At 39.1% G+C, this 12,878-nt stretch carries 9 protein-coding genes; all 9 read left to right on the top strand.

Annotated elements, in window-relative coordinates; genetic code table 11:
• Positions 1-393 precede the first annotated feature (393 nt).
• The 9 genes from nirB (at position 394) to oppF (ending at position 12,802) form a co-directional block, all read left to right on the top strand.
• Positions 394-2,940, top strand: a complete 2,547-nt coding sequence (nirB, locus tag D7029_RS10490) for a nitrite reductase large subunit NirB (RefSeq protein ID WP_194950634.1) — start codon at positions 394-396, stop codon at positions 2,938-2,940.
• Positions 2,937-3,281: a nitrite reductase small subunit NirD gene (nirD, locus tag D7029_RS10485; protein WP_194950633.1), complete on the top strand. Its 345-nt coding sequence runs from the start codon at positions 2,937-2,939 to the stop codon at positions 3,279-3,281. The genes nirB and nirD overlap by 4 nt, the downstream gene beginning before the upstream one ends.
• A 14-nt stretch (positions 3,282-3,295) precedes the next feature.
• Positions 3,296-4,675, top strand: coding sequence for a siroheme synthase CysG (cysG, locus tag D7029_RS10480; RefSeq protein WP_194950632.1), 1,380 nt, complete (start codon positions 3,296-3,298; stop codon positions 4,673-4,675).
• 653 nt (positions 4,676-5,328) lie between these two features.
• Positions 5,329-6,966 carry an ABC transporter substrate-binding protein gene (locus D7029_RS10475; protein WP_194950631.1) on the top strand — a complete coding sequence of 546 codons (1,638 nt, stop codon included), beginning with the start codon at positions 5,329-5,331 and terminating at the stop codon, positions 6,964-6,966.
• 270 nt (positions 6,967-7,236) lie between these two features.
• Positions 7,237-8,874: an oligopeptide ABC transporter substrate-binding protein OppA gene (gene oppA, locus D7029_RS10470; RefSeq protein ID WP_194950630.1), complete on the top strand. Its 1,638-nt coding sequence runs from the start codon at positions 7,237-7,239 to the stop codon at positions 8,872-8,874.
• 79 nt (positions 8,875-8,953) lie between these two features.
• Positions 8,954-9,874 (top strand): oligopeptide ABC transporter permease OppB, encoded by a 921-nt coding sequence (gene oppB / locus D7029_RS10465; RefSeq protein WP_069368989.1) that lies wholly within the window; start codon positions 8,954-8,956, stop codon positions 9,872-9,874.
• An 18-nt stretch (positions 9,875-9,892) separates the two neighbouring features.
• Positions 9,893-10,801 carry an oligopeptide ABC transporter permease OppC gene (gene oppC / locus D7029_RS10460; RefSeq protein ID WP_023581989.1) on the top strand — a complete coding sequence of 303 codons (909 nt, stop codon included), beginning with the start codon at positions 9,893-9,895 and terminating at the stop codon, positions 10,799-10,801.
• Positions 10,802-10,811: 10 nt separating this feature from the next.
• On the top strand, positions 10,812-11,798 hold the full coding sequence (locus tag D7029_RS10455) for an ABC transporter ATP-binding protein (protein WP_088495381.1): 987 nt from the start codon (positions 10,812-10,814) through the stop codon (positions 11,796-11,798).
• On the top strand, positions 11,795-12,802 hold the full coding sequence (oppF, locus tag D7029_RS10450) for a murein tripeptide/oligopeptide ABC transporter ATP binding protein OppF (RefSeq protein WP_194950629.1): 1,008 nt from the start codon (positions 11,795-11,797) through the stop codon (positions 12,800-12,802). Before D7029_RS10455 ends, oppF begins: the two co-directional genes overlap by 4 nt.
• The last annotated feature ends 76 nt before the right edge of the window (positions 12,803-12,878 follow it).

Below are 12,878 nucleotides of genomic sequence, written 5' to 3'. Positions count from 1 at the left end.
GTTTTTATCTTAAGTGGACATTGTTAATGGCAATCAATGTCCATACTCGTTGAGTCGTTTGCTTTACTCGGTTTTCTTGCTGTAAAAATAAGCAAAAAAGGTTAACACGCTCTAATTATTATTACTTTGTGAAATTAACTTAGGCAAAACGTGACCAATGCGCAAAGTTTTAATTACGCTTACATATAACTCTTCGTTATAAGTAGCTAAAATTAATTATGGTAGAAGAATAATTAACCGCAAGAACATGATGATGAAATACTCCTTTAGTAGTAACCTATTGACTATTAAGTTGTAGTAGCTGAATTGATTGAGCTGTATTTGATATCCATCAATATCTCTTATGAGTAGTTTCGTATTTTAGCCTTAGAAATCTTTAAATCTGAGGCAAAAATGAGCAAGAAAACACTCGCAATCATCGGTAACGGTATGGTCGGACACCGTTATATCGAAGAGCTGATTGATAAAGGTGGCAATGAAGAATTTAATATTGTCGTCTTTTGTGAAGAATCTCGCGTTGCATATGATAGAGTCCATCTCTCTTCTTATTTCTCACATCACACCGCTGAAGAACTCTCCTTAGTTAAACAAGGTTATTACGAAAAACACCAAATAGACGTATTAATTGGTGAGCGCGTGATAACCATTAATCGTGACGAAAAAGTGGTACACACTAATACAGGGCGTTGTGTCAGTTACGATAAATTAGTGATGGCAACAGGCTCTTATCCGTGGGTTCCTCCAATTAAGGGAAATAACTCACCGGATTGTTTTGTCTATCGGACCATTGAAGATTTAAACGCTATCGAATCTTGCGCACGTATTAGCCGTAAAGGGGCGGTAATTGGGGGTGGACTGTTAGGCCTAGAAGCTGCTGGCGCGTTAAAAAGCTTAGGTATTGAAACTCACGTTATCGAATTTGCGCCAACATTAATGGCTGAACAGCTTGATACATTAGGTGGTGAACAACTTAAGCGAAAAATAGAGCGTATGGGTGTCAAAGTGCATACCTCTAAAAACACACAAGAAATATTATCAACTGGGGAAAATGCACGTAAAACACTGCAATTTGCAGATGGTACATCTCTTGAAGTTGATTTTATTGTGTTCTCCACAGGTATTCGCCCAAAAGATAAGTTAGCTCGTCAGTGTGATTTAGATATTGCTCCACGAGGCGGCATTGTTATTAATGATTATTGCCAAACAACAGATCCTGATATTTATGCCATTGGTGAATGTGCATCTTGGCAAAATAAAACCTTCGGTTTAGTAGCGCCGGGCTACAAAATGGCACAAGTTGCTGTTGATAATTTATTAGGGCATCACTCTGTCTTTCAGGGTGCCGATTTAAGTGCAAAATTAAAACTTCTTGGTGTCGATGTGGGCGGTATCGGTGATGCTCATGGAAATCAAGCAGGATGTCGTAGCTATATCTATCTGGATGAAGGCAAAGAAATTTATAAACGCCTGATTGTTAGCGAAGATAATAAATACCTATTAGGTGCTGTCTTAGTGGGTGATACCGAAGATTACGGCAATCTCTTACAACTATCACTTAATACCATTGAGTTACCAGAGCACCCAGACTCTTTGATTTTACCGGCACATGCTGGAAGTAAGCCGGCAATCGGTGTTGATTCACTACCTGAAACGGCACAAATCTGCTCATGTTTTGATGTTACAAAGGGCGACATTATTCAAGCAATTGAACGAGGGTGTCATACAGTTGCTGCCATTAAAGCGGAAACTAAAGCAGGTACAGGTTGTGGTGGTTGTATTCCTCTGGTGACTCAAGTCTTAAATGCAGAATTAGCCAAACAAGGTATTGAAGTTAATCACCATCTTTGTGAGCATTTCCACTATTCTCGCCAAGAGCTTTATCATCTTATTCGTGTAGAAGGGCTAAAAAGCTTTGATGAGTTATTGAAAAAACATGGTCAAGGTTATGGCTGTGAAGTGTGTAAACCAACAGTCGGTTCATTGCTTGCCTCATGTTGGAATGAGTATATCTTGCGTGATGATTTAGTTTCTCTGCAAGATACTAACGATAACTTTCTCGCGAATATGCAAAAAGATGGGACTTATTCCATTATTCCTCGCTCTCCTGGTGGTGAAATTACCCCAGCAGGTATTATCGCTATTGGGCAAATCGCTCAAGAATACAATTTGTATACCAAAATTACGGGTTCGCAAAGAATGGCGATGTTCGGTGCGCACAAACAGGATTTGCCCGCTATTTGGGAAAAACTGATTGCCGCAGGTTTTGAAACAGGTCATGCCTATGCGAAAGCACTGCGTATGGTAAAAACATGTGTAGGCAGCAGTTGGTGCCGTTTCGGTGTTGGTGACAGTGTAGGTTTGGGCGTTGCGTTAGAACATCGCTATAAAGGTATTAGAACACCTCATAAGATGAAATTTGGCGTATCAGGCTGTACTCGTGAATGTTCTGAAGCACAAGGCAAAGATGTTGGTATTATCGCCACAGATAAAGGCTGGAACCTCTATTTCGGTGGAAATGGTGGTATGAAACCACGCCACGGAGATCTCTTTGCTTCTGATCTCGATGAGGAAACGTTAGTGCATTATATCGACCGCTTTATGATGTTTTATATTCGCACCGCCGATAAACTGCAACGCACTTCAGTGTGGTTAGATAATTTAGAAGGCGGCATTGAATATTTACGTGATGTCATTATTAACGACAAATTAGGCTTAAATGCACAACTGGAAAAAGAACTTAAAACCTTACAAGAACGCGTTGCTTGTGAATGGAAAGAAACAGTTGATTCTCCAAAAGCATTAAAACGTTTTGCCCACTTTATTAATAATCCAATGCCTGATCCGACAGTGCAAACGGTAAAAGAACGATTTCAACATCGTCCCGCACGTTTACATGAACGTATTGATATCAAATTGGTCACTGAGGAGGCGCAATCATGAGTCAATGGATAGCGGTTTGCCAACTAGATGATATTACCCCGGGAACAGGTGTTTGTGCGCTGGTGGAACAAGATCACGTTGCCATATTTCGCCCTTATTCTGATGCGCGTTTATATGCGTTAAGTAATATCGATCCCTTTGCACATTCTAGTGTTTTATCACGAGGATTAATTGCTGAACATGAAAATGAGCTGTATATCGTCAGTCCGCTAAAAAAACAGCATTTTCGTTTAACGGATGGTTTCTGCCTTGAAGATGAGAATTTCTCGATCATGCATTTTGATGTCAAGGTTGAAGGTAACACGGTTAGCGTGCGTAGCCGTAATACGTCATCACAATAAATAGGGGAACGAATATGGATTACTTTCCAATATTCTGTCAGCTTAAAGATAAACCTTGTTTATTAGTGGGAGGCGGTGAGATTGCTGAACGTAAAGCGAGATTGCTTATGGAAGCGGGAGCCATTATTTCTGTTATCGCGCCTTCGTTTACAGGGCAGTTTATGCAATGGCACACTGAGCAAAAATTAAACTGTATCACAGGAATATTTAATGAGGTTCATTTATCTGGGAAATGGCTTGTTATTGCTGCAACAGATAGCGAACAAGTGAATCAACAGGTTTTTCAATCGGCAACAGAGAAACAGATATTTTGTAATGTGGTGGATTCACCAGAGCAAGCCAGTTTTATTATGCCTTCTGTTATCGATCGCTCTCCTATTGTGGTGGCGATTTCATCGGGCGGAAAAGCACCTGTACTCGCTCGTATTTTGCGAGAAAAAATTGAGCAGTTACTCCCTAATTATCTAGGTGCGTTAGCACAACTTGCTGGAAAGTTACGTGAGCAAATAAAACAACGTTTTTCATCTATGAATGCCAGACGTTATTTTTGGGAGCAATTTTTTGCAGATAAAACATTACAAGCCGAAATAGAAGCGCAAAGAGACGACGGTATTGAGCGACGTATTAGCGCACTGTTATCTGAAAATCAGCAACCTCAAGGCAGTGTTGTTTTAGTTGGCGCAGGGCCGGGTGATGCAGGGTTAATGACCATTAAAGGTTTACAGCAGTGCCAGCAAGCTGATGTAGTGGTTTACGATAGATTAGTGTCCGATGATGTTATGGCATTAGTTCGTAGAGATGCACAACGTATTTATGTTGGTAAGCAAGCGGGTTTTCACTGTGTTCCTCAAGATGAGATCAATCAAATCTTAATCAAAGAAGCTACCGCAGGAAAACGAGTAGTGAGATTAAAAGGGGGCGATCCCTTTATTTTTGGTCGAGGTAGTGAAGAGCTAGAAGCCTTGATTGAACATCACATTCCATTTTCTGTGATCCCCGGTATTACGGCAGCATCAGGTTGTACGACTTATGCTGGCATTCCTTTAACGCATCGAGATTATGCACAAAGTGTTCGCTTTATTACGGGGCATGGCAAAGGATTAAATGAAGCGCAGTGGCAATGTATTGCACAAAAAAATCAAACCTTGGTGTTTTATATGGGATTAAGTAAAGCTCCCTATATTCAGCAAATGCTACTTAGCCAAAACATGTGCGCGACGATGCCTGTCGCTATTATCGAAAAAGGGACGTTAACAACACAAAAAGTGATTGTTGGTCAATTACGTCAACTGGCAGAGATGGCAGAAACAATGGAAAGCCCGGCACTGATTATAGTGGGAGAGGTCGTTTCATTGAATGAAAAGCTACAATGGTTTCAATCAAAGTCGGCTTAATAGCTGAAAAAACTGAAGCTATCATTTAAAAATTAAAAACCTCTTTAATATTCGAGATGTATATTAAAGAGGTTTTTTATCTAACTCATAGAAATATAAATGAAATTTTTTTTATTTTTATTTCAATTAAACATCTAGATTAAATTTTAAAAATAAACAATAAAAATGAATATTTAATAATCTATAAATATTTTTAAATTAGAATTATTATTCAGTCTAAAGATGAATTTATTGTTATTTATAATTAATTTCAAAGAGAAACTCTTTACAAACGAAGCATCATAAAGTTCTGCAAGTTGGTTAAAACCCATCCTAATTATATTAATTTTGTGAGCTAAGTAGGTTTTCTATCTATAAAACTTGCATGATGTTAATTTAATGTTTATTTGTTGTTTTGCCTTTCTCGATATGTATTTTTTATTTTCTCAAGATAGAACGCTAGAGGGCTCAATAAAGTTAAGTGATAAGAATACCGCATTAATTGACAAAATTTACGATAAGTGTAAAAAAGAAAGGTGTTGTTATCATTTTTTATCTCGTTAATATCAGCAAATATCTAAGAGCCACAAATATTACAATCAAAATTTAACAACGATACCTAACGTTAATTGAGCGACCCCGCTATAAATTATTGTTTATTAGGAGAGGTACCCATGAAAAATAAAGTTACGTTAAAAACAGTGTTTCCACTCAGTATTATGTCACTTGTCTTAACCTCCTTTTTTTCTCATGCCGTCACTCTTCCAGAAGGTACTATTCTGGCAAAACAACAGAATATTGTAATTAATAACGGAACTGAGGTTTCATCTCTTGATCCGCATAAAGTAGAAGGCGCACCAGAAACTAATATTATTTTAAATTTATTAGAAGGGCTGACTTATGTTGGGCCGAATGGTGAAAGTATGCCGGGCGTTGCACAACGCTGGGAAACAGATGATAACAAGGTGTGGACATTCTATTTGCGAGAAGATGCAAAATGGAGTGATGGCTCTCCAGTTACTGCTGAAGATTTTGTTTATAGTTGGCGCCGAGTAGTAGATCCTAAAACGGGTTCACCTTATGCCAGTTATCTCGAATATGCTTATGTTGAAAATATTGCAGATATTCTTAGTGGTAAAAAATCCCCTGAAACATTAGGTGTGAAAGCAATAGATCCTCACACTTTGCAAGTCAATTTAACCAAACCAATTCCTTATTTAATCGATATGGTCAGTCACACACCGTTGAAGCCCGTTAAAAAAGAGATTGTTGAAAAATACGGTGTGAATTGGACTCGTCCTGAAAACTTTGTTGGCAATGGGGCTTATGTTATTGAAAATTGGGTTGTGAATGAAAAAGTGACTTTAAAGCGTAATCCACTTTATTGGGATAATAAAAATACCATTATTGAACAAGCCATATTTTTACCAATAAGCTCTGAAACCAGTGATGTTAATCGCTATCGCAGTGGTGAAATCGATATCACTAATAGCGCAATTCCTCCTGCTCTTTATAAAAAAATGAAGCAGGAACAACCAAAGAATTTACATGTCACACCGTATTTATGTACTTTCTATTATGAATTAAATAATAAAAAAGCCCCTTTTGATGATCCGCGAGTTCGAGAAGCAGTAAAACTGACTCTTGATAGACAAGTCATTGCTGAAAAAATAATGGGGCAAGGACAAATACCTGCTTATTCTTTTACACCTTCTTTTATTGGCAACGGTAATTTTAAAGCCCCTAAATGGGCTTATTGGACACAACAACAACGTAATGAAAGGGCGCGTGAATTATTAAAAGAAGCGGGATTCGATGGGCAAAATCCTCTGACTTTTACTTTGCTCTACAATACTTCAGAACAAAATAAACAGCAGGCAATTGCGGCAGCGTCAATGTGGAAAAAAAGTATTGGTGCAAATGTGACTTTGCAAAACCAAGAATGGAAAACTGCATTAGAAAATCGTAATCAAGGTAATTACCAAGTCGCAAGAGCAACGTGGTGCGCAGATTACAATGAACCTACCTCATTTTTAAATTCATTTCTTTCCACTAGCAGTCTAAATACCGTCTTTTATCAAAATAATGATTACGATGATGCATTAAATAATGCCTTAATCGCAGTAGATAAAGGGGCTCGTCACCAACTCTATCAACGCGCTGAAGCCTTGCTAGACAAGGACTCGGCGATAGTGCCTGTCTATTATCGTGTCAGTGTTAGATTAGTTAGTCCAAAAGTGGGCGGATTTACAGGTAAAGACCCCTTTGATTATACGGACTTAAAGCGCTATTTTATAAAGGCAGATAACTAAAACTGGTAAATTACCGATATTCTATAGTTATGTGCGATTTGAATCATTAAAAGTAACTTAAAAAGTAGTAAAACAATAAAAAGCTACACAAAAAGGCTAGCGGCATAAAAAATTATAATGCTATCAGGCAATTAAGCACTGATAGCAAATAAGCAAGATTGATTTATTTTTTGTAAAAACAATAAGTTGTGTAAACCGTTCTAAAACACAACTGAACATCACAGAATGGTTGTCTAACAACCAGCTCACTAACTGGGAGTATTTTATAAGATGAGTAATTTAACTAAAAAGAGTGCGTTGGCGATTGCAATAAGCGCAATCTTTGGATTATCAGCATTAACGGCTAATGCTGCTGTTGTTCCAGACGGGGTGAAATTAGCCGAAAAACAAGTGCTTGTACGTAATAACGGCTCTGAACCACAATCGCTTGATCCTCATAAAATCGAAGGCGTTCCTGAATCTGCATTAGCACGTGATCTTTTCGAAGGCGTGACAATTGTTGGCCCAGATGGTGAAATTTTACCGGGCTCTGCAACTAGCTGGGAAAATAAAGATTTCACCGTTTGGACATTCAAAATTCGTGAAGGTGCTAAATGGTCAAATGGTGAACCTGTTACGGCACAAGACTTCGTTTATAGCTGGCAACGTTTAGCTGATCCTAATACGGCATCTCCTTATGAAAGCTATCTGCAATATGCACATATCGTAAATATCGACGATATTATTGCGGGTAAGAAAAAAGCCACAGAGTTAGGTGTTAAGGCACTAGATAACAACACATTAGAAGTCACTTTATCTGAAGCTGTGCCTTATTTACCAAAATTATTAGCTCACTCCTCCATGTCGCCAGTTAACCAAAAAGTCATTGAAAAATTTGGCGAGAAATGGACACAACCTGCTAACTTCGTCGGCAACGGCGCTTATAATTTAAAAGACTGGACAGTTAACGAACGTATTGTCTTAGAGCGTAGCCCAACTTATTGGGATAACAAAAGTACCGTTATTGATAAAGTCACGTTCCTACCTATCTCATCAGAAGTCACCGACGTAAACCGCTATCGTGCGGGTGAAATCGACATGACATATAGCAATTTACCGATCGAACTTTTCCAAAAACTGAAAAAAGAGATCCCAGATGAATTGCGCATAAGCCCATATTTATGTACTTATTATTATGAAATTAATAATGAGAAAGCACCGTTTAATGATCCGCGTGTTCGTGAAGCACTTAAGCTTTCAATGGATAGAGATATCATCACTTATAAAGTGAAAAACCAAGGTGATATCCCAGCTTACGGCTTTACCCCTCCATTCACTGATGGCATTAAAGAGAGTAAACCAGAGTGGTTTGCGACTTGGACTCAAGAACAACGTAATGAAAAGGCACGCCAATTGTTAGAAGAGGCGGGCTATAACAAAGCCAATCCACTGAAATTTAAACTGCTGTACAACACTTCTGATCTTCACAAAAAAGTGGCCATTGCTGCCTCTTCAATTTGGAAGAAAAACTTAGGTGCAGATGTCTCTCTTGAAAACCAAGAGTGGAAAACGTTCTTAGATACACGTCACCAAGGAACTTATGATGTTGCACGTGCAGGTTGGTGTGCGGATTATAACGAACCTTCTTCATTCCTAAACATGATGTTGTCTTACAGCAGTAACAACACCGTTCACTATAAAAACACAGAATTTGACGCATTGATCAAAGAGTCTTTACGTGTGAAATCTGATGACGAACGTGCCGCTATTTATCAAAAAGCTGAAGGTGTGTTAGATAAAGATTCGGCGATTGTTCCACTTTACTACTATGTAAACACCCGTTTAGTTAAACCTTATGTGGGTGGTTATTCAGGTAAAGATCCATTAGATAATTTACATACTAAAGACTTGTACATTATTGCTAAGTAATCGGGCGAGACCTTGTCTTTTTTAAGGCAAGGTCTTTTTATCGTCACGCCTGAATAGGTTTGTGTTATAGGAACGGGCAATGCTCAAATTTATTTTTCGTCGCTTTTTAGAAGCGATACCGACTCTATTTATTCTAATAACGATTTCGTTTTTTATGATGCGTTTAGCACCCGGTAGCCCTTTTACAGGGGAAAGGAAACTTCCACCGGAGGTTATGGCAAATATTGAAGCGAAATATCACTTAAACGATCCCATTTATAAGCAATACTTCGATTATTTAATTCAATTGTCGAAAGGGGATTTAGGGCCTTCTTTTAAATATAAAGACTACAGTGTAAACACCTTAGTCGGTAAAGCATTCCCTGTTTCAGCTAAATTAGGGCTGTCGGCATTTATTTTTGCTGTCATTTTAGGTGTGGGGGCAGGCGTGATAGCCGCACTGAATCAAAACACCAAATGGGATTATACCGTCATGACTTTTGCCATGACGGGGGTTGTAATACCGAGTTTCGTTGTCGCACCACTGCTGGTTCTTATTTTCGCTATCTCACTCAGGTGGCTACCGGCGGGTGGTTGGAATGGCGGTGCGGTGCAATATATGTTGCTACCGATGATTGCGCTGTCACTTTCTTATATCGCCAGTATTTCGCGTATTACCCGTAGTTCAATGATTGAAGTTTTACACTCAAACTTTATCAGAACGGCAAAAGCGAAAGGCTTGCCGATGAAAAGAATTGTACTGCGTCATGCTTTAAAACCTGCGTTGCTACCTGTTATCTCTTATATGGGACCTGCATTCGTCGGTATTATTACGGGCTCAATGGTTATTGAAACCATCTTTGGATTGCCGGGTATCGGACAATTATTCGTTAATGGTGCTTTAAACCGTGATTACTCATTGGTATTAAGCTTAACCATTATCGTAGGTGCATTAACGATTTTCTTTAATGCGATTGTCGATATTTTATATGCTGTTATTGATCCGAAAATTCGTTATTAATAGACACTGGAGCGCGTTATGTTATCACTGAAGGAAAACAGCGAAGCTCTGGGGAATTTCTCGGAGCAGCTAGATATTGAAGGCCGTAGTTTATGGCAAGACGCTCGTCGTCGTTTTATGCACAATAAAGCGGCTATTACGAGCCTCGTATTACTTTTCTTTATTTTATTATTTGTTATTTTTGCCCCAATGTTATCGCCTTTTGTTTATGACGATACAGATTGGGAAATGATGTCAATGGCACCTGATTTTGCCTCTTCTCACTATTTTGGTACAGACTCATCTGGGCGCGATTTACTCGTCCGTGTTGCGATTGGTGGGCGTATTTCATTAATGGTCGGTATTGCTGCTGCCTTTGTTGCTGTTATTGTGGGTACGCTGTATGGCGCAATGGCAGGTTATATTGGTGGACGTGTTGACTCTGTGATGATGCGTTTGCTGGAAATCTTAAACTCATTCCCATTTATGTTCTTTGTTATCTTATTGGTGACATTTTTTGGTCAAAATATCTTACTGATTTTCGTTGCGATCGGAATGGTATCTTGGCTCGATATGGCGCGTATTGTAAGAGGACAAACCTTAAGTCTAAAACGTAAAGAGTTTATTGAAGCGGCATTAGTCTGTGGTGTGTCATCACGTAATATCGTACTAAGACATATCGTACCTAACGTATTAGGTGTGGTGGTGGTTTATGCCTCTTTATTAGTACCTAGTATGATTTTATTTGAATCCTTCTTAAGTTTCTTAGGTTTAGGAACACAAGAGCCATTAAGTAGTTGGGGCGCACTATTAAGTGATGGTGCAAACTCAATGGAAGTTTCTCCTTGGTTGTTACTTTTCCCGGCTTCGTTCTTAGTTGTCACACTGTTTTGCTTTAACTTTATCGGTGACGGCTTACGTGACGCATTAGACCCGAAAGATCGTTAAGGAGAACAAAATGACAAATTCAACAAGCAAGTCGTTATTAAGTGTTAAAGATCTCAGCGTGACTTTCGGTACCGCAGATGGTGATGTTACTGCCGTTAATAAACTCAACTTTGAATTATCAGCAGGTGAAACCTTAGGGATTGTTGGTGAATCGGGTTCAGGTAAATCACAAACCGCATTCGCGTTAATGGGATTATTGGCTAAAAATGGTCGTACAGCGGGTAGTGCTAATTTTAATGGTCGTGAGATCTTAAATCTTCGCCAAAGTGAATTTAATAAAATGCGCGCTGAAGAAATATCCATGATATTTCAAGATCCAATGACCTCATTAAACCCTTATATGAAAGTGGGTGCGCAGCTTATTGAAGTATTAATGCTTCATAAAGGCATGAGCAAAAATGATGCTTATGCGGAATCAGTGCGTATGTTAGATGCCGTAAAAATGCCTGAAGCCCATAAACGTATGAGCATGTATCCTCATGAGTTTTCCGGTGGTATGCGTCAACGCGTGATGATTGCAATGGCATTACTTTGCAAGCCAAAACTTTTAATTGCAGATGAACCCACAACGGCACTCGATGTGACGGTTCAAGCACAAATCATGACCTTACTCAATGAGCTTAAAAATGATTTAAACACCGCGATTATTATGATCACCCATGACTTGGGAGTGGTTGCGGGTATTTGTGATAAAGTATTGGTGATGTATGCAGGGCGTACTATGGAGTACGGTAAAGCGCGTGATATCTTCTATCAACCCTCACATCCATACTCCATCGGCTTGTTACAGGCTGTGCCTCGCTTAGATGGTGAAGATGAGCGACTCGCTACCATTCCGGGTAATCCGCCTAATTTATTACGTTTGCCAAAAGGCTGCCCATTCCAACCTCGTTGCCAATATGCAACAGAGCAATGCTTAACGAGTGAACCTCAATTAGAGCAATTTGCACAAGGGCGATTACGTGCCTGTTTTAAAGCGGTGGAGGAATTGGTATGACTCAAGCCATATTGCAAGATAGAAAAGTTATTCTTGAAGTGAATGACTTAAAAGTTTATTTCGATGTTCAAGATAATAAACAGTGGTTTTGGCAACCTAAAAAAAGCCTCAAAGCCGTTGATGGTGTCACACTACGTTTATATGAAGGTGAAACACTCGGTGTTGTTGGTGAATCTGGATGTGGTAAATCGACATTTGCACGAGCCATTATTGGATTAGTCAAAGCCTCTGGCGGTACAGTCACTTGGTTAGGTAATGATTTACTGGGAATGGGGAATAAGCAATGGCGCGATATTCGCCAAGATATCCAGATGATTTTCCAAGATCCGCTGGCTTCCTTAAACCCAAGAATGACGATTGGCGATATCATTGCCGAACCGCTTAAAACCTATCATCCTAAAATGAAACAGGCGCAAGTGGTTGAAAAAGTGAAAGCAATGATGATGCGAGTCGGATTATTGCCAAACTTAATTAACCGTTACCCACACGAATTCTCAGGTGGACAATGCCAACGTATCGGTATTGCTCGCGCGTTAATTCTAGAGCCTAAATTAGTGATTTGTGATGAACCTGTTTCAGCATTAGACGTATCAATTCAGGCTCAAGTAGTTAACTTGCTGAAAGATATTCAAAAAGAGATGGGATTATCTTTGATCTTTATTGCGCATGATCTGGCAGTGGTAAAACATATTTCAGATCGTGTATTGGTGATGTATTTAGGACACGCGGTGGAATTAGGGACTTATGATGAAGTTTATCATCATCCATTACACCCTTATACCAAAGCGCTGATGTCAGCAGTGCCTATTCCTGATCCCGATAAAGAGCGTAACAAGCATATTGATTTATTAGAGGGGGAATTACCTTCTCCGATTAATCCGCCATCAGGCTGTATATTCCGTACACGTTGTCCGATGGCTGATGAAGAATGTGCAAAAACACGTCCTTTATTAGAAGGAAGCTTCCGCCACGCAGTCTCTTGTTTAAAAGTGGATCCGCTTTAATGTAATCAATAAGTATTGATAAGAGAAGAAGTCCGTTTGAATAAATTCAAGCGGACTTCTTATTTTTAAGATTTAG

It is taken from the genome of Proteus vulgaris (assembly GCF_016647575.1).
Classification (GTDB): Bacteria; Pseudomonadota; Gammaproteobacteria; order Enterobacterales; family Enterobacteriaceae; genus Proteus; species Proteus mirabilis_B.
This window is presented reverse-complemented; position numbering and strand designations above follow the sequence as displayed.